This window comes from Kribbella sp. NPDC006257 (assembly GCF_040613535.1).
Classification (GTDB): Bacteria; Actinomycetota; Actinomycetes; order Propionibacteriales; family Kribbellaceae; genus Kribbella.
In genome coordinates this window covers 66,221-88,935 of sequence record NZ_JBEXSJ010000037.1, presented here as the reverse complement: position 1 = coordinate 88,935, position 22,715 = coordinate 66,221, and the positions used below count along the sequence as shown (strand labels likewise).

The 22,715-nt window shown below is 67.0% G+C and carries 22 protein-coding genes and 1 riboswitch; of the genes, 10 read left to right on the top strand and 12 right to left on the bottom strand.

The genetic code is table 11. The features are described 5' to 3' along the window. The coding region (locus tag ABZ004_RS33100; protein ID WP_355685165.1) for an extracellular solute-binding protein at positions 1 to 1,374 on the bottom strand (1,374 nt) is incomplete at its 3' end. Between the two features lie 151 nt (positions 1,375 to 1,525). Between ABZ004_RS33100 and ABZ004_RS33095 the strand changes: the two genes are divergently transcribed. The 4 genes from ABZ004_RS33095 to cobM are packed head-to-tail and all read left to right on the top strand — an operon-like array spanning position 1,526 to position 4,011. Further along, positions 1,526 to 1,921 carry a TIGR03618 family F420-dependent PPOX class oxidoreductase gene (locus ABZ004_RS33095; protein WP_355685163.1) on the top strand — a complete coding sequence of 132 codons (396 nt, stop codon included), beginning with the start codon at positions 1,526 to 1,528 and terminating at the stop codon, positions 1,919 to 1,921. Continuing rightward, a complete protein-coding gene (gene cbiE / locus ABZ004_RS33090; RefSeq protein ID WP_355685161.1) occupies positions 1,914 to 3,149 on the top strand; it encodes a precorrin-6y C5,15-methyltransferase (decarboxylating) subunit CbiE in 1,236 nt (411 codons plus the stop codon). Before ABZ004_RS33095 ends, cbiE begins: the two co-directional genes overlap by 8 nt. Next, positions 3,146 to 3,274, top strand: coding sequence for a hypothetical protein (locus tag ABZ004_RS33085; RefSeq protein ID WP_355685160.1), 129 nt, complete (start codon positions 3,146 to 3,148; stop codon positions 3,272 to 3,274). Before cbiE ends, ABZ004_RS33085 begins: the two co-directional genes overlap by 4 nt. Then, a complete protein-coding gene (gene cobM / locus ABZ004_RS33080) occupies positions 3,271 to 4,011 on the top strand; it encodes a precorrin-4 C(11)-methyltransferase (protein WP_355685158.1) in 741 nt (246 codons plus the stop codon). The genes ABZ004_RS33085 and cobM overlap by 4 nt, the downstream gene beginning before the upstream one ends. On the opposite strand, the gene ABZ004_RS33075 is transcribed toward cobM, so the two are convergent. Continuing rightward, the gene (locus ABZ004_RS33075) at positions 3,987 to 6,395 is read right to left on the bottom strand and encodes a tetratricopeptide repeat protein (protein ID WP_355685157.1); all 2,409 of its coding nucleotides are present in this window, start codon (positions 6,393 to 6,395) and stop codon (positions 3,987 to 3,989) included. The two genes, cobM and ABZ004_RS33075, sit on opposite strands and share 25 nt — an antisense overlap. Positions 6,396 to 6,629: 234 nt before the next feature. Between ABZ004_RS33075 and ABZ004_RS33070 the strand changes: the two genes are divergently transcribed. Both ABZ004_RS33070 and rpe read left to right on the top strand, forming a co-directional pair. After that, positions 6,630 to 7,481 carry a precorrin-6A/cobalt-precorrin-6A reductase gene (locus ABZ004_RS33070; RefSeq protein ID WP_355685155.1) on the top strand — a complete coding sequence of 284 codons (852 nt, stop codon included), beginning with the start codon at positions 6,630 to 6,632 and terminating at the stop codon, positions 7,479 to 7,481. Between the two features lie 13 nt (positions 7,482 to 7,494). Further along, positions 7,495 to 8,175, top strand: a complete 681-nt coding sequence (gene rpe / locus ABZ004_RS33065) for a ribulose-phosphate 3-epimerase (protein ID WP_355685154.1) — start codon at positions 7,495 to 7,497, stop codon at positions 8,173 to 8,175. A 354-nt stretch (positions 8,176 to 8,529) separates the two neighbouring features. Here rpe and ctaD read toward each other — a convergent pair whose 3' ends face one another. Next, complete coding sequence (gene ctaD / locus ABZ004_RS33060) at positions 8,530 to 10,299, bottom strand: cytochrome c oxidase subunit I (RefSeq protein ID WP_355685152.1); 1,770 nt, start codon at positions 10,297 to 10,299, stop codon at positions 8,530 to 8,532. A gap of 72 nt (positions 10,300 to 10,371) precedes the next feature. Next, positions 10,372 to 10,692, bottom strand: coding sequence for a hypothetical protein (locus ABZ004_RS33055; protein ID WP_355685151.1), 321 nt, complete (start codon positions 10,690 to 10,692; stop codon positions 10,372 to 10,374). Positions 10,693 to 10,804: 112 nt separating this feature from the next. Between ABZ004_RS33055 and ABZ004_RS33050 the strand changes: the two genes are divergently transcribed. Further along, positions 10,805 to 11,596 (top strand): HAD-IIA family hydrolase, encoded by a 792-nt coding sequence (locus ABZ004_RS33050; protein ID WP_355685149.1) that lies wholly within the window; start codon positions 10,805 to 10,807, stop codon positions 11,594 to 11,596. A gap of 485 nt (positions 11,597 to 12,081) precedes the next feature. Here the strand turns inward: ABZ004_RS33050 and ABZ004_RS33045 are convergent, their stop codons facing one another. From ABZ004_RS33045 to ABZ004_RS33010, 8 genes are all read right to left on the bottom strand, one after another. Beyond that, a complete protein-coding gene (locus ABZ004_RS33045; protein WP_355685147.1) occupies positions 12,082 to 12,792 on the bottom strand; it encodes a polysaccharide deacetylase family protein in 711 nt (236 codons plus the stop codon). A 241-nt stretch (positions 12,793 to 13,033) separates the two neighbouring features. Further along, positions 13,034 to 13,813: an amino acid ABC transporter ATP-binding protein gene (locus ABZ004_RS33040; RefSeq protein WP_355685145.1), complete on the bottom strand. Its 780-nt coding sequence runs from the start codon at positions 13,811 to 13,813 to the stop codon at positions 13,034 to 13,036. Further along, the gene (locus tag ABZ004_RS33035; protein ID WP_355685143.1) at positions 13,797 to 14,546 is read right to left on the bottom strand and encodes an amino acid ABC transporter permease; all 750 of its coding nucleotides are present in this window, start codon (positions 14,544 to 14,546) and stop codon (positions 13,797 to 13,799) included. Before ABZ004_RS33035 ends, ABZ004_RS33040 begins: the two co-directional genes overlap by 17 nt. After that, positions 14,546 to 15,412, bottom strand: coding sequence for an ABC transporter substrate-binding protein (locus ABZ004_RS33030; RefSeq protein WP_355685141.1), 867 nt, complete (start codon positions 15,410 to 15,412; stop codon positions 14,546 to 14,548). Before ABZ004_RS33030 ends, ABZ004_RS33035 begins: the two co-directional genes overlap by 1 nt. Positions 15,413 to 15,573: 161 nt before the next feature. Beyond that, positions 15,574 to 15,981, bottom strand: a complete 408-nt coding sequence (locus ABZ004_RS33025; RefSeq protein WP_355685139.1) for a diadenosine tetraphosphate hydrolase — start codon at positions 15,979 to 15,981, stop codon at positions 15,574 to 15,576. A 53-nt stretch (positions 15,982 to 16,034) separates the two neighbouring features. Beyond that, positions 16,035 to 18,470: an aminopeptidase N gene (pepN, locus tag ABZ004_RS33020; protein WP_355685138.1), complete on the bottom strand. Its 2,436-nt coding sequence runs from the start codon at positions 18,468 to 18,470 to the stop codon at positions 16,035 to 16,037. 104 nt (positions 18,471 to 18,574) lie between these two features. After that, complete coding sequence (locus ABZ004_RS33015; protein WP_355685136.1) at positions 18,575 to 19,129, bottom strand: ABATE domain-containing protein; 555 nt, start codon at positions 19,127 to 19,129, stop codon at positions 18,575 to 18,577. After that, positions 19,119 to 20,045, bottom strand: coding sequence for a 2-dehydropantoate 2-reductase (locus ABZ004_RS33010; RefSeq protein ID WP_355685135.1), 927 nt, complete (start codon positions 20,043 to 20,045; stop codon positions 19,119 to 19,121). The genes ABZ004_RS33015 and ABZ004_RS33010 overlap by 11 nt, the downstream gene beginning before the upstream one ends. A gap of 109 nt (positions 20,046 to 20,154) precedes the next feature. Continuing rightward, positions 20,155 to 20,288: riboswitch (FMN riboswitch) on the top strand. 156 nt (positions 20,289 to 20,444) lie between these two features. On the opposite strand from ABZ004_RS33010, the gene ribD reads away from it, so the two are divergent. From ribD to pnuC, 3 genes are read left to right on the top strand one after another with little or no spacing between them, the layout of a single operon-like run. Continuing rightward, a complete protein-coding gene (gene ribD / locus ABZ004_RS33005) occupies positions 20,445 to 21,440 on the top strand; it encodes a bifunctional diaminohydroxyphosphoribosylaminopyrimidine deaminase/5-amino-6-(5-phosphoribosylamino)uracil reductase RibD (protein ID WP_355685168.1) in 996 nt (331 codons plus the stop codon). Beyond that, entirely contained in the window at positions 21,441 to 22,046 is a 606-nt protein-coding gene (locus ABZ004_RS33000) for a riboflavin synthase (RefSeq protein WP_355685133.1), read from the top strand. After that, positions 22,046 to 22,714 carry a nicotinamide riboside transporter PnuC gene (pnuC, locus tag ABZ004_RS32995; RefSeq protein WP_355685131.1) on the top strand — a complete coding sequence of 223 codons (669 nt, stop codon included), beginning with the start codon at positions 22,046 to 22,048 and terminating at the stop codon, positions 22,712 to 22,714. Before ABZ004_RS33000 ends, pnuC begins: the two co-directional genes overlap by 1 nt. Position 22,715: the final 1 nt, after the last annotated feature.

Genomic DNA, 22,715 nt, shown 5'->3' with positions numbered 1-22,715 from the left:
GCGAAGTACTCGGTCGTAAACCTTCTCCGGCAGCTGGGAACGCCGCAGCGCAGTCTCGTTGATGCTGAAGTAGCCGACGTCGGCCTCTTTGACAGCGCTCTTCTGAGCTTGCTGCCAGGCCTTGTCGGGGGTGAGCTTGCCCTGCTCGACGGCCTGCAGTGCGGGCTCGAAGGCACGCTCCTTGACCGCCTGGTGCTTCGGGCCGAGCACGATCGGCTTCAGCGCCTTGGCGCCGGTACCGAAGATCTTGCCGACCGGAGCGTTGGAGAAGTAGTCGTTGGTGAGCGCCAGGAACGCCGGGTCGTCCAGTGCCTTCGGCGACGACGGCAGCGGTCCGGCCTCCTTGAACGCGGCCACCTCGCCCTCGGGTGAGGTCAGGAACTTGGCCAGTTCGTAGGCCTCCTTCGGGTGCTTGCTCTGGGTCGGTACGGCGAGCCAGGAGCCACCCCAGTTGCCGCCGCCACCAGGCACCGAGGCAACGTCCCACTTGCCCGCGTTCGCGGCGCCGGAGTTGGTCTTGATGATGCCGAGCATCCACGACGGGCACATGGTGACCGCGAAGCTGCCGTTCTTGAAGCCGGCCTCCCAGTCCTTCGACCAGGTCGGGACCTTGGCGCTGACGCCCTCGGAGACCATCTTCATCGAGGTCTCCCAGGCCTGCCGGACGACCGGGTTCGAGTCGGCGATCAGCTTGTTGTCCTTGTCGTAGAAGTTGGTGTCACCGGCCTGCGACAGCATCGCGCTGAAGCTGGTCGTGACTGAGTCGACGAAGCCCTTCGCGCCGGTGTTGGCCGCGCCGAACTTCTTCCCGGTGGTGATGAACTCCTCCCAGGTCGGCCACAGCTTCGAGACCGCGTCGCGGTCGGTGGGCAGCTTCGCCTTGGCGAACAGGTCCTTGCGGTAGCAGACGGCCAAACCGCCCACGTCGGTGCCGAGCCCGATCAGCGGGCCGTCGGCGCCGACCCGGCCGAGCTCCCACTTCCACGGCAGGAAGTTGCCCTGCAGGTCCGCCGCGCCCTGGTCGAGCAGGTTGACGAAGTTCTGGGGCTGTGTCTTGAACTCGTTGAGGATTCCCTCCTCGAGTGCCACCACGTCCCCGGCGCCGCTGCCGGCTGCCAGGTACTGGGTCAGCTTCGGCTTGTAGTCGTCGAGCTTCTGCACACTGCGCAGCTCGACCTTCACGTTCGGGTGTTCCTGCTGGTACTGCGCGACCAGCGCCTTGTAGCCGAAGTCTCCGAACGTGTCGACGACCAGCTTGATCTGACCGTCCGCCGCCGGCTTGGCGTCGTCGGCGTTCTTGCTGCATGCCCCGACCATGCCCAGGGCTGTCACGGCAGCCACCGTGACCGCCAGGAACCGCTTCGTCTGGCTCATCGCCTGACCCCTCCTCGAGATTCTGACACTCCATCTGGGAGCGCTCCCAAGAGAATCGGGGCAGGTCTGCCCGCTGTCAAGACCTCAGTGGGAGCGTTCCCAAATCGAAGCCGAATCGAGGCCGCCGCGACGTGCTGTCTACGATCGGTGGGTGCAGAAGCCCTTGAGTGACCGGTCGGCGGAGTTCGCTGACTTCTGGACCGAGCGGCATCTGGCGGTGCTGAGCACCGCACGGGCGGACGGAACGGTGCACGCCGTGATGGTCGGGGTGACGCTCGACCTGAAGACCGGGATCGCCCGGGTGATCTGTTCGGGTGGCTCGCACAAGGCTCGCCAGATCAAGGCTCTGGGCGAGGCCTCGGTCGCGGTCACGCAGACCGAGGGCGGGAAGTGGTCGACGCTGGAGGGCCGCGCGGTGGTGAGCGACGATCCGGAGCGGGTCGCCGACGCCGTACGCCGGTACGCCGAGCGCTACCGTCAGCCACGCGAGAACCCGGAGCGGGTCGTCATCGAGATCGCCGTGACCAAGGTGCTCGGTCGTGTCTGACCGCACCGTCCCCGATGGCCTCGCCGCCGGGACCAATAGCCGGGGCGGCCTCACCGTCGTGGGGATCGGGGCGGATGGCTGGGACGGGCTGTCTCCGATCGCCCGCAGGGAGATCGCCGAGGCCGAGATCCTGATGGGAAGCACCCGCCAGCTCGCGCTGGTTCCAGCGAGTAAGGCAGAGCGAGTCGCCTGGACGTCGCCGTTGTCCGAGTCCCTGCCCGGATTGCTCGAGGCTCACCGGGGCCGACGGATCTGCGTGCTGGCCAGTGGCGATCCGACCTTCCACGGGATCGGTACGACGCTGACCAGGTTGCTCGGCGCGGACGCGGTGAAGGTGATCCCGCATCCGTCGAGTGTCTCGCTGGCCTGCGCCCGGCTCGGCTGGCCGCAGGATCAGGTGCAGGTGATCAGCCTGGTCGGGCATCCTCTTGAACTCATCCACCCGCACATCCAGCCTGGGCGGCGACTCTTGGTGCTCAGTTGGGGTGCCCATACACCGGCCGAGGTCGCGAAGGTGCTGACGGAGCGCGGGTACGGCGAGAGCCGGGTGACCGTGCTGGAGCAGTTGGGCTCGGCCGATGAGCTGGTTCGGACAACGAAGGCTGCGGACTGGTCCGGCGAAGTGGATGCGCTGAACGTGATCGGGGTCGAGTGCGGTCAAGGGCCGGTGTTGTCGACGGCTCCGGGGTTGCCGGATGACGCTTATGAGAGCGACGGACAGCTGACGAAGCGCGAAGTACGGGCGGTGACGTTGTCGCGGCTGGCGCCGGTGCCTGGGCAGTTGCTGTGGGACGTGGGTGGTGGCGCGGGGAGTATCGCGATCGAGTGGTCGCGGCATCATCCGAGTTGCCGGGCGGTGGCGATCGAGCGGGATCCGGATCGCGCGAAGCGGCTCGAGCGGAATGCGGCGAATCTGGGCGTCGTCGTACGGACTGTTCTTGGCAAGGCGCCCGAAGCGCTGGCCGAGTTGGAGTCGCCGGATGCTGTCTTCGTCGGTGGTGGAGCGACGGCGGCGGGGATGATCGAGACGTGCTGGGCGGCTTTGAAGCCCGGCGGGCGGCTGGTCGTCAACGGGGTCACGCTGGAGACCGAGGTGCTGATCGCCCGCTGGTACGCCGAACTCGGTGGCGATCTTGTCCGCCTCGACGTCCAGCGCGCGTCGCCGGTCGGCGGGATGACCGGCTGGCGCCCCGCGATGCCCGTAACGATCTGGAGCGTGACCAAATGACCCGCGTGAGCCTCATCGTCGGTCCGTTGATCCCCGGCGTGTCGGCGTTCGTCGGTCCGTTGAGACCCGGTGTGTCGGGGTTCGTCGGTCCCTTGCGGCTGACTGGCTGGAGCGTGGCTCGGTGACTGTTCACTTCATCGGGGCCGGACCCGGCGCTGCCGATCTGATTACTGTTCGCGGCCGGGATCTGATCGCGTCCTCACCCGTCTGCCTGTACGCCGGTGCGCTGGTTCCGGTCGAGCTCCTCGACCATTGCCCGCCCGGCGCTCGCAAGATCGACACCGCGAATCTCGACCTCGACGAGATCCTCACCGAACTCGCCAAGGCACACGAGGCCGGCCTCGACGTCGCCCGCCTGCACTCCGGGGATCCGTCCGTCTTCAGCGCGATGGCCGAGCAGATGCGCCGGCTCGACGCGTTGGAGATCCCGTACGACGTGACGCCCGGCGTACCGGCGTACGCAGCAGCCGCCGCTTCCCTCCGCCGCGAGCTCACCGTCCCCGAGGTCGGCCAGACCGTCATCCTCACCCGCATCGCGGCCCGCGCGACCGCGATGCCGCCCGGTGAGGACCTGGCAACACTAGGAGCCGGCCGCGGCACGATCGTCCTCCACCTGGCGGTCCAGCACATCGAGCGCCTGGTCGAAGAATTAGCCGCGAACTATGGCTTGGATTGCCCCGCAGCGGTCGTCGCCCGCGCCTCCCGCGACGACGAACTCATCCTCCGCGGCACCCTGGCCACCATCGCCCACCAGGTCCGCGAGGCCGACATCCGCCGTACCGCGGTAGTCATCGTCGGCCAGGTCCTTGCCGCCAGCAACTTCCCCGACTCCCACCTCTACTCCACCACCCGCGAACGCTGAGCCACGGCCCCTTCGTCTCGGCCGGCAGCGGCGAGGACGGCGGCGTAGTCCTCTCGGGCGACCACAGTTCGGTAGTCGCCGGAGCCCCAGGTGCGGTCGAGTTCGGGGAGCACTTCGGCGAAGATCCGCTCCGCTTCGGCGAAGCGACCCTGGGCGGCGATCGCGGCGGCTAGGGTCGCCCGGTTGAAGGAGGTCAGCGGGTGGCGGGTTCCGAGTACGCGCTGCTCGATCTCGACCAATTCGGTGCCGAGTCGCTCGGCCTCGACCGGGTTGCCCTCGGCTGTGGTCCAGCGAACCAGATCGCCCCAGGCGTCCAGCGTCCGGGAATGTCCGGTCTCGAGCGTGCTGAGATAGGCCGTCAGCACCTGGCGGCAGAGCGCGGCCGCCTCCGCGTATCGACCTTGCCGGCCGAGCGTCCAGGCGAGATCAACCTTGGTCGCAAGGGTGTCCCGATGATTCAAGGCGAGATACAACTCCTGATCGGCGACCAGATCGCGATACAGCTGTTCGGCTTCGGCGTACCGGTCCAACGCCAGTACTGCGCCCGCCAGCTGATCACGTGCCTGCAAGGTGTACTCGTCTCGTTCTCCGAGCACTCGCCTCAGGTCGGAGACCAGATCCTTGAAGAACGGTTCCCCCTCCGCATGTCGACCGTTGATACCGAGCGCACAGCCGGCGCAGTACCGGGCTTTGAGAGCCGCTGGGTGATCTGGGGTCAGTCGCTGGGCCAAGGCCAGCATCGACTGAGCGAGTTCCTCGGCGTGCAGACCGGATCGCTCATCGTTGAGCCAGAGCGAACCAAATGCGCCGACGCCGACCTCCAGCAGCGATGCTGCCGCAGTCTCGGTGAGGTGCGGCGCAGCCCAACCCAGCAATGCTTCGAGATGCGGCAGTAAGGCTTGCCAGGCAGGACGATCGGACGATTGCTCAGCGTCGAGACCGGCCGCGGCTTCTACCAGCATCCCTGCCGCCGTGTCGAGATTGTTGCTGTCGGCTACCAAATGCGCTCGGCAGGTGTCGGCGATGACGGGGTGGACCGTCACCGCCGGGTAGCCGGGCGAGGGTTCGAGATCGACCAGGGCGGATGCCGCCAGACCCTTCAGAAGGACAAGGAAACGATTCTCGTCGCGCTCGGCTTCTGGTCGCAGGATGGACGCAGGGACCGGGATGCTCGGGGCGAAACAGGCCAGCAGGTAGAGCAGTCGGCGGGCATCCGCGAGACCGCTCCGATCCAGTGCGTCCAGCGAGATCTCCCAGGTGCGCGAGATCGTTCGCCGGGAATCGCTGTGGTCGAGGTCGTCGAGCGCCCGGTGGCGCTCGTCGCTGTCGAGCGCGTTGCGGTACTCCTCGAATCCTCGCCATCGGGCGAAGGGCGAGGCAAGGTAGGTTCCGGCGAGGTGAAGGGCCAGCGGGAGAGATCCGAGTCGCTGGGCGAGCGACTCCGACTCGGCGCCGGTCGGGTCTGGGCATTCGGGCGCGAGATTCCGTAGTACGAGTGCCGCTTGCTGGGTGGTGAGGACTTTGAGCGGACGGAGTTGGACGCCGTTGCCCCAGGTCCAGGGGTCTGTGGTGCGGGTTGTGACGACTGTGAGCACGGGAGCGTCGGGGCGAATCCAGCCGGTGCCGTCGGCGGGGGAGCCGGTGCCGTCCGGGGCGAGGACGGCGGGGAGGTCCGCGTTGTCGAGGATCAGCAGGCTGTCTTGGTCTTTGGCCTGAAGAAAGGCCCAGAAATGGTCTGCGGCGGTCGGGGAGCCCTCGCGGAGCTGAGCGACGAGATCGGCTGGGGCGTCGAGCTGGTGCAGTACTTCGAGCAAGCCGCCCTGGAGCGACGAAGGATCCGCAGCGCTGACCCACCAGACCTGGTGTCCTTGCCGCTTCGCCTCGGCAGCCAATTGGAGTGCGACGGTCGACTTGCCGACCCCGCCCATCCCCGCCAGCACGAACGTCCCGGGAGCCGGCCGGCTGAGCGCAGACCTTAGTTCTTCGAGTAAATCCTCTCGCCCGATGACGTCAGCGGGCAGCCGCCCGAGCGGCGCGCTGACGGGCAGGGCAGCAACCGGCGCACCGACGGGAGAGGCGGCGATCGCGGCATTGAGGGGAAGGGCGACAACTGGTGGAGACGGGAGTTGCTGTATAGCCAGGGCCCGCGTGGGCAGCTGACCGGCGACCAGGGGTTGCCGGCTTTCTGCGGATTGATCGTTGTCGGCGGCACCCGCGGCACCCGCAACACCCGCAACACCCGCGCTGCCCGCAACACCCGCGCTACCCGCGGTTGGGCGGGTTCGGCTGTCTCGGCGGTCGAGGATCGCGACGCGGAGTTGCCAGGCGCCCACAATCAAAGCCGCCAGGCCGGCCGCAGTACCGATCACCCCGAGGACGTCCACGCCGTTCATCGTAGGCGCGGACCGGGATCCACCGCGGCGACACGGAAGGCAGCGGCAAAGGCCCAGCCGTCCGATCGCCGCTGACGGGATATTCGGCCGCTGGCGGGCTAAATTCGCAGTAGCGGGCGAACATCGGGTCATCCGGCCAGGCGTCGCCGTGCCGGATTGTGGCTCTGGCGCCGATCCTGGCAGGTGCTGCTGCGGTCGGCGATCGTCGCAGGGGATAGTGGGCGGGTGAAGGTGCTACTGCTCGGGGGTACTGGCGAGGCACGTCGGCTGGCGGGGGTGCTCGCGGGGGAGCCGGGAATTTCGGTGGTGTCGTCGCTGGCTGGGCGGACTGTCGACGCGCGGCTGCCTGAGGGCGTTGTGCGACAGGGCGGGTTCGGTGGTGTGGCGGGGCTCACGGCTTGGATTAAGGCGAACAAGATCGACGCGGTGGTGGATGCGACGCACCCGTTCGCGGCGACGATGACTGAGCATGCGGTTGAGGCGGCACGAGATGCGGGCGTGGGTTTGCTCGTACTGCGGCGCCCTGGCTGGCGTGAGCAGGCGGGGGACCGGTGGATTTGGGTTTCGACTGCTGAGGAGGCGGCTCGGGTTCTGCCTGAGCTGGGGAGCCGGGTATTCCTGACGATCGGCAGGCAGGGCCTCGGCGCTTTCGCCGCAGTCCGCGGACGCACGACCGGCGAGGGGAGTGTGGGGGATGGTGCAGGCGGTCGCCGGGTTGGTGGGGTGGGGGATGGTGCAGGCGGTCGCCGGGTTGGTGGGGTCGGCGAGGGCGGGCGGCCGGGGGTTTGGATGCTCGCGCGGTGTGTGGATGCGCCGGAGCCGGTGCCGGAGTGGTGTGAGCTTTTGCTGGATCGTGGACCTTACGGCGTACCGGCTGAGTTGGAGTTGTTGCGGGAGCGGCGGATCGACGTACTGGTGACGAAGGACAGTGGTGGGTCGATGACCTCGGCGAAATTGGCGGCGGCGCGGGAGTTGGGGATCCCGGTGGTGGTGATCAGGCGGCCGCCGTTGCCGGGCGGCGTGGCCGTGGTGGAGACGGTCGACCAGGTCGTCGAATGGGTCCGGGAGCGTCGGTAGACTCCGGATTCTTATGGGAATCCAGATCGCGCCGAGCATCCTGACCGCCGACTTCGCTCATCTCGCCGATGAGGCCGCCGCCGTGTCCAACGCCGACTGGCTGCACGTCGACGTGATGGACAACCACTTCGTCCCGAACCTCACGCTCGGCCTGCCCATCGTCGAGTCGCTCGCCAAGGCGGCCGAGCAGCCGCTGGACTGCCATCTGATGATCGAGGATCCGGACCGCTGGGCGCCTGGGTACGTCGAGGCGGGCGCGTCCAGCGTCACCTTCCACGTCGAGGCCTGCCGGGCGCCGATCCGGACCGCCCGGGAGATCCGGGCGAAGGGTGCACGCGCGGCGATGGCGCTGAAGCCGGCGACGCCGATCGAACCGTACGAGGACATGTTGCCCGAGCTCGACATGATCCTGCTGATGACGGTCGAACCGGGCTTCGGCGGGCAGAAGTTCCTCGACGTGGTGCTGCCGAAGATCCGGCGTACCCGGGACCTGATCACCAAGCACGGCCTCGACCTGTGGATCGAGATCGACGGCGGGGTCTCCGCCGAAACCATCGAACGCTGCGCCGAGGCAGGTGCCGACGTCTTCGTCGCAGGCTCAGCCGTCTACTCGGCCGATAACCCGAACGCCGCGGTCGACCACCTCCGCGCCCTCGCCCAAGCCGCCATCAGCGGCCCACCCACCCAGCCGTAGCCCCCTCCTCAGACAGACTTCCTGCCGGGGTCGGTGCTGGAGAGCCTGATCCGGACCCGGGTAGTGCTCGTCGGTGGTATTTCCGAACCAAGGCGACGCCGGCCGCGAAGACGAGACCGCCGCACGCACCGGCAGCGGTTGTCACCTTAGCCACCTCGAACCAAGCCTCGAGCGGCTCCTTGAACCAGCCGGCGACTGAGATGAGCAGGCCGATCCAGCCGCCGGCTGTGACGGCGGCGAGGGTTTCCCAGAACGGGTGGTGCGCCGGCGAAGAGCCCTCCGGCGGTACTCGGCTGTCTTCCTGCATCGGGGTCCTTCCAGGTGCGAGCCCGTACGGCGGGGTAGGTGGGCTCGCTAACGTTTGTCGTCACCGTTCTCGTCGGCTAGCCGGGAATCTTGGGCCTCCAGGTGTTCCAGGCGGCCCTTGTCCTCGCCTGCGTCGAGCAGGTTGTCGCGCGGCGCACCGGTGTCGGCGTACTCGGTCCGCGCGACATCAGGGTGCTTGAGGTCGAACGCGGGCGATTCGGACCGGATCCGTGGAAGCTTCACGAAGTTGTGCCGCGGCGGCGGGCAACTGGTGGCCCACTCCAGCGAGCGACCCCAGCCCCAGGGATCGTCCACACCGACGAGGGGCGATCGGTAGGACTTGTAGACGTTGTAGAGGAACGGAAGGGTCGAGATCCCGAGGATGAACGCGCCGACCGAGGACACCTGGTGCAAGACGGTGAATCCTTCGTCGGCACCGTAGTCGGCGTACCGGCGTGGCATTCCTTCGACGCCCAGCCAGTGCTGCACCAGGAAGGTCGTGTGGAAGCCGATGAACAGCAGCCAGAAGTGCAGCTTGCCGAGCTTCTCGTCGAGCATCCGGCCGGTGAACTTCGGCCACCAGAAATAAAAACCCGCGAACATCGCGAAGACCACCGTGCCGAACACGACGTAGTGGAAGTGCGCGACCACGAAGTACGTGTCGCTGAGCTGGTAATCCAGGCTCGGCGACGCCAGGATGACGCCGGTCAGACCACCGAACAGGAAGGTCACCAGGAACCCGATCGACCACAGCATCGGGGTGTCGAGGGAGACCGAACCGCCCCACATCGTGCCGATCCAGTTGAAGAACTTCACCCCGGTCGGGACGGCGATGATGAACGTCATCAAGGAGAAGAAGGCGCTGTTGACGGCGCCCGTGACGAACATGTGGTGCGCCCAGACCCCGACGGAGTACAAGGCGATCGTGATCGTGGCGCCGACCAGGCCGATGTAGCCGAAGACCGGTTTGCGGCTGAACACCGGGAGGATCTCGGTGATGATGCCGAAGAACGGCAGCGCGATGATGTAGACCTCGGGATGGCCGAAGAACCAGAACAGGTGCTGCCACAGCAGTGGACCGCCGTTGGCCGCGTCGAAGACATGTGCGCCGAGCGTCCGGTCCGCCTCGAGCATCAGCAGCGCGCCGGCCAGGATCGGGAACGCGATCAGCACCAGGATCGACGTCACCAGGATGTTCCAGGTGAAGATCGGCATCCGGAACATCGTCATCCCCGGCGCGCGCATCGTGATGATCGTGGTGACGAAGTTGACCGCGCCGAGGATGGTGCCGAGCCCGGCCATCCACAGGCCCATGATCCAGAGGTCGGCGCCCACGCCGGGGGAGCGGACGGCGTCCGACAACGGGGTGTACGCCGTCCAGCCGAAATCCGGCGCTCCACCGGGCTGGAGGAAACCCGACGAGGCGATCAGGCCGCCGAACAGGAACAGCCAGTAGCTGAGCATGTTCAGCCGCGGGAACGCGACGTCGGGGGCGCCGATCTGGATCGGCATGATCTCGTTCGCGAAGCCGACGAACAGCGGCGTCGCGAACAGCAGCAGCATGATCGTGCCGTGCATGGTGAACAGCTGGTTGTACATCTCTTCGTTCACGAGCTGAAGACCAGGTTCGGCGAGTTCGGCGCGGATGACCAGCGCCATCACGCCGGCGATCAGGAAGAAGATGAACGAAGTGATGAGGTACAGATGGCCGATCGTCTTGTGGTCGGTGGTGGTCAGAACTCGTACGACGCGCTGCCCGAGCGGGCGGCGGACCACCTCGGTTGCCGATCGGCCGGTCCGCCCTGCAATGGTGGCCATGGCGCACCCCTTCCTCTGCCGCTTGACTGGCGCGTAGGTACCCGCCGGGCGGCCAGTTATGCGCTGGGGGTACTAGCTGTGGCGCAGGAGCTCCCGGGTCTTGCGGCTGCGGCGCCAGAAGTAGAACAGGATCGAGCTACCGACCAGGGCGGCAAGGAAGACGAACGAGATCACGGCAAGCCCCGCGTCGTCGAAGTCGTGGGCGTCGCCGTCGGCGGTCCCGGGCGGATCGACAGCTGGTTGCGGTGTCGATCCGAGCGTGGGGGTCGGCGTTGGCGATGGCGTGACCGCAACCGCCTGCACAGGTCCGGGGCCGACAGCAGGTCCAGAGACTGGCAGGCTCAAGGCGGCCACCAGTACTCCCAGCAGGACGACACCTCTGACCCATCGCATGCGTGGCCAGTTCCCCTTCGGCGACCGTACTAACCCGGGGTAGCCCGAGTGGGTCTGGCAAGATGCGAGGGGTGGAGCTGTGGATGCCGGAAGCACCGAGCGAGGAGTGGGCATGACGGAGCACAAGCCGGTGGAGAGCTGGCTGACCGACATGGACGGCGTGCTGGTGCACGAGGAGCGCGCGATTCCCGGGGCGAGTGAGTTCATCTCGACCCTGCAGGTTTCGGGCAAGAAGTTCCTCGTCCTGACCAACAACTCGATCTTCACGCCGCGGGACCTGCGCGCCCGGTTGCTTGCCGGGGGCATCGATGTACCCGAGCAGGCGATCTGGACCTCCGCGCTCGCGACCGCCCAGTTCCTGGACGATCAGCGGCCCGGCGGTACGGCGTACGTGATCGGCGAAGCCGGCCTCACCACCGCGCTGCACGAGGTGGGTTATGTGCTGACCGAGCGGGCGCCGGACTACGTCGTACTGGGGGAGACCCGCACGTATTCGTTCGAAGCGATCACTCGGGCGATCCGGTTGATCGCCGACGGCGCCAGGTTCATCGCGACCAACCCGGATCCGACCGGTCCGTCCACCGAAGGCCCGCTCCCGGCGACGGGGTCGGTGGCCGCGCTGATCACCAGGGCGACCGGTGTCGCCCCTTATTTCGTGGGTAAGCCGAACCCTTTGATGATGCGCAGCGCGCTCAACCGCATCGAGGCGCATTCCGAGACGAGTGTGATGATCGGCGACCGGATGGACACCGACATCATCAGCGGCCTTGAAGCCGGCCTCCGCAGCGTGCTCGTACTCTCCGGCTCCACCGCCGACCACGAGGTCGAACGCTTCCCCTACCGCCCCACCCGAATCGTAGAATCCATCGCCGACGTGGTCCCCCTGATCGCCGCCCTCTCCTAACCCCACCACCACGCCTGCACACCGCCACACCGGTACGCCGCCGTGCCGGTTGCCGCCATGCGGTTACGCGGGCGCGCCGCGTACGCCCGGATCGCTTGATCGCCACCGTTACGCCACCGTTACGCCGCCACGCCACCGTCACGCCGTCACGCCGCCACGCCACCCGCGCCGCCGCGTCACCCGCGCCGCCGGGCCACCCGCGCCGCCACGCTGCCCACGCGCCGCCGCCGCCATTAGCCTGCTCACCGCCGAGGCGTCGCTGCGGCCTGATTTCCGCGCGAGTGTGTACCGACGGACATGAGGTATGGCCCGTGCGCCGGCCCGGGGCGCCGTGGGTGAGCCTGGGGTGGGCGGTTGAGGGCAGACACCTCATGTCCGTCGGTACACCGGCGCGCTGTCCAGACTTCACCAGGCGTGCCGCGGGACGCCGGCGCGCTGTGCGGGGCCGACTTCTTCGCCGCCATGCTCGGTACGCGGCGGGTGGTTCAGGTGCAGGTGGTTGTGTAGAAGGTGTAGCCGCGGGACTTGAGGGTTCTGAGGATGGTGGGGAGGGCGGCGACTGTTTGGCTGCGGTTGCCGCCGCCGTCGTGGAGCAGGATGACCGAGCCGTTGTGGACCTTGGAGAGCACGCGGCGGACGATCGTCGACGTACCAGGACGTGACCAGTCCTCGGGATCGACCGTCCACAGGCGCAGCTTCTTGCCGAGGCTCGCGGCTCGCCGGTAGGTGAGCGCATTGGCGCCACCGTACGGCGGTCGGAGGCAATGCGGCGTGATCCCGGTCTGCGCGCGAATCACCCGGTCCGTGTCCAGGACCTCGGATCGGAACTTGGTCCAAGACACATACCGAAGGTCCGGATGCGACCAGCTGTGGTTCTGCACGCTGTGCCCGGCAGCACGGACCCGGTGCGTGATCGCCGGATAGCGTGCCACGTTCTGGCCGAGTTCGAAGAAGGTCGCCTTCACCCCGTACTGGCGGAGAAGCGCCAGCACCTGCGGCGTGTACTGCGACGGCCCGTCATCAAAGGTCAGAATCACGTACTTCGACGCAACCGCGGCCTGTGGCGGGCTGACTGCCGCGGGCGAAGCTCCGGCGGGCGGCGACGCGCAGGCCGACACCAGAAGGGAGCCGAACAACCCGACCACAACCGCCGCGCTCCACCACCGCCGACGACCCCGCAACCAAGCGATTCGCATCATCAGAACCCCTAGGCGTCGATGAGCTACTCATCTCCACCATCCGCGCACCCCGGGCGAAAATCTAGAGTTCGGAAATCACAGCCGCATGGCCAGCGAACCCGCCACCGCCCAGAGCCTGGCCAGAGGCGCCGGATCGCCAACACTGTCCAACCTCAGCCGATACCCCCGGCCAAGCGCGCGAAGGCGCACATCCGCAGAGAAAACGGGGTTGGACAGTGTTGGCGGTTCAGGAAGGGTCTCAGAGCACCTGAGAGAGGAACTGCTGCAGTCGGGGTGACGAGGCAGCGGTGAACAGCTTCTCCGGCGGCCCCGACTCGACCACAACGCCGCGATCCATGAAGGCGACCTGATCGGCCACCTCCCGTGCGAATCCCATCTCATGGGTGACCACGATCATCGTCATACCGGCCGAGGCCAGGTCCGCCATCAGACCCAGCACGCCCTTCACCAGCTCAGGATCCAGCGCCGACGTTGCTTCGTCGAACAGCATCACCTCGGGCTTCATCGCCAAGGCCCGCGCGATCGCCACCCGCTGCTGTTGCCCACCCGACAGATTGCCAGGCCGCGCCGACGCCTTCTGGCGAAGTCCGACGAGATCCAACTGCTCCAGCGCGGCCGCCTGAGCCTCATCGGTAGAAAGCTTCTTGATCTTGCGCAACGGCAGCGTGATGTTCTCCACCACTGTCTTGTGCGGGAACAGGTTGAAGTGCTGGAACACCATCCCGATCCGTCGCCGCAGCTCGTCCGGATTGCTCTTCAGCACCGAAGAACCGCCCAGCAGAATGTCGCCCGCGGCAGGCTCCAGCAACCGATTCGTTGCCCGCAGCAAAGTCGACTTACCTGATCCGGACGGCCCGATCACGCACGCGGTCTTCCCGGCCGGCACCGCAAGATCCACCCCTCGTAGGACCTTGTTAGTGCCAAATGCAAGCTCGACCCCCACCAGTTCCAAGCTCGCCGCCGCGAAGGACGCGTCGATAGCGGTCGGTCGGCTGGACGACTCAGCGGATGTCGGCATGGGCGAGCTCCTCGACCTCGAGTTCGGCAGGGAGGCCTTCGCGCAGCCGCTTGTCGAAGTAGTTGACCAGGTGGGTCAGCGGCACGGTGATGATCAAGTAGAAGATCCCGGCGAGCAGCAACGGTGACAAGTTGCCGTTCGTCGCCGCCGCGTCCTGTCCGATCCGGAACAGCTCCCGCTGACTCGCCAGCAGACCCAGGAAGTAGACGAGACTCGACTCCTTGATCAAAGCAATGAACTGGTTGACCAGAGCGGGCAGCACCCGCCGGACCCCTTGCGGGATGACGACCAGCCACATCGCCGAGCTATAGCTGAACCCGAGCGCTCGCGAAGCCTCCAACTGCCCTTTCTCCACGCTCTGGATTCCGGAGCGGAAGATCTCGCCGATGTACGCCGCCGCGATCAGCGACAACGCCAAGATGCCGAGCGGGTACGGGTTAGGTCCCCACCAATGCCTGGTGATCGGCGACAACCCCTGGCCGATCAGCAGGATCGTCAAGATCGCCGGCAGCCCGCGGAAGATATCCGTGTAGACCTTGGCGGGCCACCGCAGCCACCACTTGCGGGACAGCCCCGCCACCGCCACGATCATGCCGAGCACAGTGCCCAGCACGACCGAGGCAGCGGCGAAGATGAGGGTGTTGACCAGTCCCACCTTCAGCATCTCCGGCAGGACCGCCTTCATCGACCCCCAGTCGAGGAAGGTGTCGTTGAGGGTCGACCAGACGTCCATCAGCCGGCGGTGGGCGTTGCCGTCGGTACTGCGAACTTCACGGTGCCGCTGCCGGGCTTGAAGGACGCCGGTACGGCGCGACCCGGGTAGTACTGCGCGACGAGCTTAGTCCAGGTGCCGTCGGCGATGACCTCGTCGAGCGCCTTGTTGATTGCCTCGCGCAACTTGTCATTGCTCTTGGCAACGGCGTACGCGGTCGGCGCCGAACTGAGTTCCTTCGCGGCCAGGATGACCACGCCGCCGCCCTGCTCCTTCGCCATCTTCTCCCCGATCTCGGCAGGCGAGATCCAGGCATCCGCGGTACCGGCCTTGAGTTGGCCGACGGCGGCGTTGTAGTTCGGCACGCGCACCGGGTTCAGGTTCTTCTGGGTGGCGTAGTCGTCCTGGACAGTCCCCTGTACGACGACCACCCGCTTGCCGGTCAGCTGGTCGAACGAGGTGATCCCGGACGTCTTGGTCGTGTTCAGCCCGAGGTATCCGAAGTCGTACCCATTGCTGAAGGCAACTGTCTTCTTGCGCGCCTCGGTGATCGTGATCGAGGAGCTGCCGAGGTCGAACTGGCCGCCGTTCACCTGCGAGAGCAGGGCCGAGAAGTCGGTTCCGACGAACTCTGGCTTCAGGTTCAGCTTCGCCGCGACCGCAGTGATCAGGTCGTTGTCGAAGCCGGTGAACTTGCCGTCCTTGACGTACACGTTCGGCGGCGCGTCGGTCAGCGTGCCGATCCGAAGCGTGCCGGACTGGAGCAGGCCGAGATCGGGGCCTGAGGCATCGGATTTGTCGTCGCTGCCGCAGGCGGCCAGCGCAACGGCCAGGGTGATGGCCGTACCGAGCGCGGCGAGCCGGCGGAAGGCGCTGAAGGCGCGCACAGGTGTCTCCTTAGAACTGAGAGAATGGAATCGTGTAAGACCTGGAAAAATGGAAGCGTGGGGTTCACCCACTGCTTCGACGCTAACGCCGCGACCAGGCAACCAATTCCCGACGACACCGGCTGAGACACCGCCGCAATGTCTACCGAACTTGTGATATATCAGCCGCGGGACAGCTCCGCCACCAGTTCGGCTCGTAGCTCGTCGTGCTGCGGGCCGAGCAGATGCTCCTGCGCATTCCGCTCGGCCGCAGGGTAGGAGGGCACAGGACCGGAGATATAGGGGGAAGGCTCCCAGTCATATCTGGCGTGGATGTGGGCATGCAGGAACGTGTCCAGGTTGCCCAGTACTGCGTAGTTGACGCGCCGGAACTCCAGGTCGCGACGGCTGCAAACCTCATGGACCGCTTGGCCCAGCAGATCCATGTCCGCAAGGAAGGCCAGTCGCCGATCCCTTGGCAGGTCGGCCAGCCGATCCGCGGTCGGGTCGTCGGAGAGCAAGAGGCAGTAGCCAGGGAGGAACTGTGTGTCCCCGATCACGGCGAACCCGCTCTCCAGCCGCGCCAGCACAGTGGGATTCTGTCCCCGCAAGGCAGAGCCGATTCGATCTGATCGCCAATCATTCATCTCGCGAGGCTAGGTGAAGCCGGGGTCGCCTGAGTGCGCGAGCGGAGCATGCGTTTGAGGCGGTCGGCTCGGTCTAGGAGGTTGGTGCGGACTACTGGGGGAGCTGTGAGGGCAAGTGTTTCGGCGCGTGTGACGATCGTCTCGTCTGCGCCGACGATGGGGAAGAGGGCTCGGGTGTAGGTCTTGGCGGGTTCGCCTTCGCCGCGGTGGAGGGTGGGGACGAGGTTGAGGAAGGCCTCGGCGTACGGCTTCAGGAGGTCGTCCTGGCCGGCGCTCCAGAACTGCATGGCCAGGGCGTAGACCGACGCAATGGGTACGGTGCGCTCGGTCGCGAGGATGTGCCAGACCGCTTCCTTCTCGGATGCGTCGGGGGTTGCCGCGCGGACGTGGAGCCTGTTGACCCATGCTTCGGGGTCCGGGTCCCGCTCGAGCAGCGCCTCAGCTTCGGCGGAGGTTGGTTCGCCGAGTTGAGCAAGGCGGACGAGCCTGCGCCATTGGAGATCGAGGTCCTCGGTTTTGAGCAAGTCGAGTTCCGCGGAGCTGACCGCAGTACGGGCGATGCCGCGCAGGGCTGCTTTGCGGTAGGCGGGGAGGTCGGCGAGGCTGCGGCAGGCTTCCGCTACAGCTTGCATCAAGGCGTCACGTTCTGACGGCGGACTCCAGAGGTCGGCGGCCTCGAGGGCCAGGTTGAGGTAGGGCTCGATGGTGGATGCGGAGGTTTCGACGGCCAGTACGCCGAGTAGGCAGTGGACGGCTTCGGCGGCTGAGGCTTCGGCGTTGATCAGCATGTCCCAGGCGGTCGCGACGGCGACGGCTCTGGAGATCGGGGTGGGAAGGCGGGCGGCGTCGGTGAAGAAGGTGTCCCGGTTCGAAGGTCTGGTGGAGGCGAAGGTCAGGTCTTGGTCATTGAGGAGATACAAGTCTGCGCCGGGCGGCAGGTCGAGCTGGGTCCGCTCGCCGACGACCTCCACCTCGACGATCGCCTCCCGCTCGAGCCGCCCGCCCCGCTCAAAATAGGCGCCCACAGCAACCACCTGCGGCCGCGGCAAACCCCCACCAGGCCCCCGCGCAACCAAAGTCGTCTCGGCGAGGGTTAGGCGGTCGGTGCCTGGTGTTTCTAGCCAGGCGATGCGCCACTCGTCCAGATCGCGACCGCTGGCGACGGCGACCGCGTCGATCAAGTCCTCCAGAGTGGTGTTTCCCCAAGCATGCTTGACGAAATAGCTCGTCAGAGCCGCCGAGAACCGATCCTCTCCCACGTACGTCATCAACTGCTGCAACACCGAAGCACCCTTCGGATAAGTGATCGCGTCGAAGGTAGCCTCCGCCTCGGAGACGTCGTGGACCTGCGGCCGGATCGGGTGCGTCGTCGGCCCTTGGTCGACGAAATAGGCCTTGAGCTTCTCGCCGGCCAGATGGGCCGTCCAGGCATCCGTGTACGACGTGGCGTTCACGGCAGCCCAGTTGCTCGCGAACTCCGCGAACGCCTCGTTGAGCCACAGGTCGTCCCACCACCGCATCGTCACGATGTTGCCGAACCACATATGCGCAAGCTCATGCAGCAGGTACCGCGAGAAGATGTCCCACTCCGCCCGCGTAGGCGTGGTCCGACGCAAGAACCAGTCCATCCAAGTGATGCAGCCATAGTTCTCCATCGCACCGGGAAACTCCGGCGTGAACACCTGGTCGTACTTGTGCTGCGGAAACGGCATCCCGAACTTCCCGGCGAAGAACTCCATCCCCTGGATGGTCAGCGTGAAGAGCTCATCGGCGTCGCGGTCCAGGATCGACGCCAGCGACGGACGGGCGAAGAGCCCGAGATCGTGGCCGGCGCCGGTGCGACGCACTTCGTAGTACGGGCCTGCGTTGATGACTGTGTTGTACGTCGCCAGTGGCGGGGTCGGCGGGAAGGTCCAGCGCCGTGTGGGGCCGAGGTCCTCGATCTGTGGTTCGCCGCTGTTGGAGAGGACCCGCCAGTCGGCCGGCGCGGTCACCGTGAAGACCCAGGGCGCCTTGAGATCGGGCTGGTCGAAGCAGGCCCAGACGTAGCGGGCGCGGTCGGGGGTGAAGTCCGTGAAGGCGTAGACGGTCCCGTCGGCCGGATCCACGGCTTTGAACAAGCCGTGACCCGAAGACGATGCCTCAAGAACGGTGACCACGGACAGAACGTTGCTCTCGGCAAGGTTCGTCAGCGCGATCCGCTCATCGACGGCGGCAGGCAGCGGTACGCCGTTGAGTGTCGCGCTCACCACCTCGGCCGCACAATCCACGAAGGTCGACGCACCCACCGCGGCGCAGCCGAAGGTGATCGTCGACGATGTGCGCACCCGCGACCCGACAAGCAACTCGGTCAGATCGACAGCAACGTCGTACCGCTCGACGGTCAGCAGGACTGCCCGCTCCGATGCCTCGTCCTGGGTCAAGCTCTTCATCGCGTTCCTCTCGACGATCGACGATCGACGAACATCCGTCGTACGGGAATCATCCACCGTCCGGTCCTGCCGGGACGAACCGTTTACCCGATCGGGCACGCCCTTCAGCTGGAGGATCTGAGGGTGCGCATCTTCGCCCGAGCCCCGCAGCGATCCATCGAGCACCAGCGGCGGCGATTGCTGCGGCTGGTGTCGACGAACAGCAGAGTGCAAGTGGGGTCTTCGCACCCGCGGATCGACGCGGCCTCCGGCCCGGTGAGCAGATCGATCGCATCCCGCGCAACAGCAGCCAGTACTGCGGACGCCGGCGACTCGGAATCGTCGCGCTCCAGTACTCCCGATCGAAGCGCCAGTGCCGGTACGGCGGTCTCGCGCGCGGCCCACTCGTTGATCACGGCGACATCTTCGGTCTGGACCGGGACCCGGCTGACAGTCGCCATCGTCAACCGATACATCGCCTCGCGCAATTGCCGTGCGGCTTCGAGATCAGCCGCGCTGGCGGTGCAGTTCGCCAGACCGGCCTGCTCGGCCCAGCGCACGAGATCGGCAGGAGCGCCCAGTCTCTCGATGTCGCCCTGGCCTCGCTTGCCGAGCGTTCCGACGAAGTTGAGCGCGTGGCGTCCACCGATGAACGGGAACGCCAGCAGATCAACCGCCATGGCGCGCCCGGGCTCCCGCCAGCTCGTAGAGAACGTCGTTGACCGGCGTCGGCGTGCCGGTCTGCCTGCCGATCCGAACGACGGCGCCGGTCCACGCCTCCAGTTCGGAAGGCCGGCCCGCGTTGATGTCGCGCTGCAGCGAGGTGGTGCCCGCCTCCGGCAAGCTGTCGAGGAAGGCCACCGTGGTGTCGACGGCGTCGGCCGGCAGCTGAATGCCGGCTGCCTTCGCCACCTGCTGGATCTCGGCCATGCTGTCCAGGATCAGTTGCCGGAGGCCCGGTCGCGAGCGAAGTACGCCGTACGGCGCGTCGGCAAGTGTTGCGATCGCACCGACCGAGCCGAGCGCGAGGAACTTGGACCAGAGGGCGGCCCAGATGTCGGGCGCCACCGCGGGGATCAAGCCGGATTCCTGCAGTGCATCGCGGAGTCGCTCGACCCGCTCGGTCAACTGGTTGTCCCACTCCCCGAAGGTGAGTTTGCCACCGCCGCCGATCTGCCGGACGCGCCCGGGTCCGTCGAGGAACGCGATCACCTCGACCGCACCGGGGAGAACCGCCTCACGCCCGATTGCCTCCGCCACCTGGTGCGGGGCTTCGACTCCGTTCTGTGTGGTGACGACCGCGGTGTTCGGGCCGATGAGTGGCTTCAGCGACGCAATTGCCGGCTCAAGCTGCCAGGTCTTGACGCCGAGCAGGACATAGTCGACCTCACCGACTTCCTCGGTCTTGTCGGTCGCTCGGACGGTCTCGACGACGAAGTCGCCGGTCACGCTCTCGACGGACAACCCGTCGCGTTGCAGCGCCGCGAGGTGCTCCCCGCGGGCGATGAAGGTGACCTCATGTCCGGCGGCGGCCAGCCGGCCGCCGAAGTATCCGCCGACGCCGCCGGCGCCCAGTACCGCGATCTTGATCGTCATGTCGAGTACGTTACCGGTCAGACCGGTAACGGCAAACCGGTCCAGGATGTGACCTGGGTCGTACCGGGTTTTCGCGACAGTGGCACACTTGAGGCACGAGTGAACCCACTCGCGTGCTCCGGGGTCGGTGTAATTCCGAGCCGGCGGTGACAGTCCGCGACCCGGCCGAGGCAGTTTCTCGGCCGGTTGACCTGGTGGAATTCCAGGACCGACGGTGAAAGTCCGGATGGGAGGCGCACGCGATCGGCGGGAACGCTCCGGCGTCCGGACGACGCGGCCCCGCAGGCTGCGCGCGACCGGGGGTCCGGATCGTGCACGCCGGTTGTCATGGCCCCGGGCGCGTCCGTGACAACGAGGGACCCGTCAGTGAAGAACGTTTCGCCGATCGACAGCGCGTGGATGCGTCGCGCCGTCGAACTCGCCGCGCAGGGCATCGGCAGCACGCACCCGAACCCGGTCGTCGGCAGTGTGATCACCAATCGCGACGGCCATCCGGTCGGCGAGGGTTTCCACGCGTACTCCGGTGGTCCGCACGCGGAGGTCAACGCGCTGCGGATGGCGGGCGAGCAGGCCCGCGGCGGTACGGCGTACGTCACGCTCGAACCCTGTAATCACACCGGCCGGACCGGGCCGTGCGCCGACGCGTTGATCGAGGCAGGGATCGCCCGGGTGGTGTACGCCGTCCCGGATCCGAACAAGCAGGCCGCCGGCGGCGCCGAGAAGCTGGCGAGCAAGAACATCGTCGTGGAACAAGGCTTGCTGCAAGACGAAGCCGAAGCCGTGAACCACATCTGGCTGCACAGCGTCCGCACCGGGCGACCGTTCGTGACCTGGAAGTTCGCGACCACACTCGACGGGCGCAGCGCGGCGAAGGACCGGTCGAGCAAGTGGATCACCGGCACGCTCGCCCGCGCCGACGTGCACCGCAAGCGCGCCGAGTGCGACGCGATTGCTGTCGGCACCCAAACGGTTCTGGACGACGATCCCGAACTGACGGTGCGCGACGAGAACGACGTACCGGCCGCTCGCCAGCCGCTACGCGTCGTGGTCGGCGACCGCGAGATCCCGGCGACGGCGCGGGTCCGCAACGACCGCGCCGAGACTCTGTTGCTCCCGACCCACGACCCCGCCGAGGTGCTCCGGCAACTCGACGATCACCAGATCCGGCACCTCTGGCTCGAAGGTGGCCCGACCTTGGCCGCCGCCTTCCTGCGCGCGGGCCTGGTCGACCAGATCGTCGCGTACGTCGCGCCCGCGCTGCTCGGGTCCGGCTTCTCGGCCATCGGCGACCTGGGCGCGGAATCTATCGAGCAGTTACGGCGCTTCAACCTTGCGGACGTCACCCGCCTCGGCGACGACGTCCGGCTCACCCTGACTCCCCTGGGAGGGAAGTAGATGTTCACCGGAATCGTCGAAGAGCTCGGCACCGTCGAGTCGCTCGATCTGCTGGACGGCGACGCGGCGCGGCTCACCATCCGCGGCCCGCTGGTCACCGAGGACGCCGGGCACGGCGACTCGATCTCGGTCAACGGCTGTTGCCTGACCGTGGTCGACACCGGTGACGGCACCTTCACCGCCGACGTGATGCGCGAGACGCTCCGGCGTACCAGCCTCGGTGCCGTCGAGAAGGGCTCGACCGTCAACCTCGAGCGCGCGGTCAAGGCGCACGAGCGGCTCGGCGGCCACATCGTCCAGGGGCACGTGGACGGCACCGGCACGATCGCCGGCCGGCAGCCGGCCGAGCACTGGGAGGTCGTCCGGATCGCTGCTCCGCCGGAGATCCTCCGGTACGTCGCGGAGAAGGGCTCCATCGCGGTCGACGGAGTCTCGTTGACCGTCACCGATGTGGATGACAGCACCGGGACCTTCGGGATCAGCCTGATCCCGACCACGCTCGAGCTGACCGTGTTCGGCCGCAACAAGATCGGCGACACGGTGAACCTCGAGGTCGATGTGATCGCCAAGTACGTCGAGCGGCTACTCGTTGCTGGAGGCAACTGATGGACTGGTTGCTGCATTCCCAGGTGACGATCGGCGGCTCGCCGGTGCTGGTCCGGGAGATCGTCGGGAACGTCTTCGGGCTCGCGAGTGCGCTGTTCGGGATGCGTCGCCTGGTGGCGGCCTGGCCGGTCGGCATCGTCGGAAACGTCTTGCTGTTCACGGTTTTCGTCGGCGGGGTCTTCGATACGCCGCAGGACAAGGACCTGTGGGGCCAGGCCGGGCGGCAGGTGTTCTTCGCTCTGGTCAGCGTCTACGGCTGGTACCGCTGGTACCAGACCCGCCACAGCGGCGCGGGCGTCGGCGTACAGCCTCGGTGGGCGACTGCTCGTCAGCGGCTCGAGCTGCTCGGCGTGGGGGTCGTGCTCTACGCGATCGCCTATCCCGTGCTGAAGGCGCTGGGCTCGTGGGGGCCGCAGTGGGACGCGTGGATCCTGACCGGATCGATCCTGGCGACCTACGGGATGGCGCGCGGCTTCGTCGAGTTCTGGCTGATCTGGATCGCTGTCGACGTGGTCGGCGTACCGCTGCTCGTGCAGTCGAAGTTCTACCCGTCCGCGACGATGTATGTCGTGTACGGACTGTTCTGTGTCCTCGGATTCGCGTCGTGGTGGCGGATCCAGAATCGCACGGCGGTCGGTACGACGCCCGAACCGGTAGTGGTGGGCTGAC

What these genes read in the sequence shown, in the direction of transcription:
- ABZ004_RS33000 (WP_355685133.1), top strand. Translation starts at nt 21,441, where the DNA reads ATGTTCACCGGAATCGTCGAAGAGCTCGGCACCGTCGAGTCGCTCGAT.
- ABZ004_RS33055 (WP_355685151.1), bottom strand. Translation starts at nt 10,692, where the DNA reads ATGCGATGGGTCAGAGGTGTCGTCCTGCTGGGAGTACTGGTGGCCGCC.
- pepN (WP_355685138.1), bottom strand. Translation starts at nt 18,470, where the DNA reads ATGAAGAGCTTGACCCAGGACGAGGCATCGGAGCGGGCAGTCCTGCTG.
- ABZ004_RS33040 (WP_355685145.1), bottom strand. Translation starts at nt 13,813, where the DNA reads ATGCCGACATCCGCTGAGTCGTCCAGCCGACCGACCGCTATCGACGCG.
- ABZ004_RS33010 (WP_355685135.1), bottom strand. Translation starts at nt 20,045, where the DNA reads ATGACGATCAAGATCGCGGTACTGGGCGCCGGCGGCGTCGGCGGATAC.
- ABZ004_RS33085 (WP_355685160.1), top strand. Translation starts at nt 3,146, where the DNA reads ATGACCCGCGTGAGCCTCATCGTCGGTCCGTTGATCCCCGGCGTGTCG.
- ABZ004_RS33050 (WP_355685149.1), top strand. Translation starts at nt 10,805, where the DNA reads ATGACGGAGCACAAGCCGGTGGAGAGCTGGCTGACCGACATGGACGGC.
- ctaD (WP_355685152.1), bottom strand. Translation starts at nt 10,299, where the DNA reads ATGGCCACCATTGCAGGGCGGACCGGCCGATCGGCAACCGAGGTGGTC.
- rpe (WP_355685154.1), top strand. Translation starts at nt 7,495, where the DNA reads ATGGGAATCCAGATCGCGCCGAGCATCCTGACCGCCGACTTCGCTCAT.
- ABZ004_RS33035 (WP_355685143.1), bottom strand. Translation starts at nt 14,546, where the DNA reads ATGGACGTCTGGTCGACCCTCAACGACACCTTCCTCGACTGGGGGTCG.
- pnuC (WP_355685131.1), top strand. Translation starts at nt 22,046, where the DNA reads ATGGACTGGTTGCTGCATTCCCAGGTGACGATCGGCGGCTCGCCGGTG.
- ribD (WP_355685168.1), top strand. Translation starts at nt 20,445, where the DNA reads ATGCGTCGCGCCGTCGAACTCGCCGCGCAGGGCATCGGCAGCACGCAC.
- ABZ004_RS33045 (WP_355685147.1), bottom strand. Translation starts at nt 12,792, where the DNA reads ATGCGAATCGCTTGGTTGCGGGGTCGTCGGCGGTGGTGGAGCGCGGCG.
- ABZ004_RS33015 (WP_355685136.1), bottom strand. Translation starts at nt 19,129, where the DNA reads ATGGCGGTTGATCTGCTGGCGTTCCCGTTCATCGGTGGACGCCACGCG.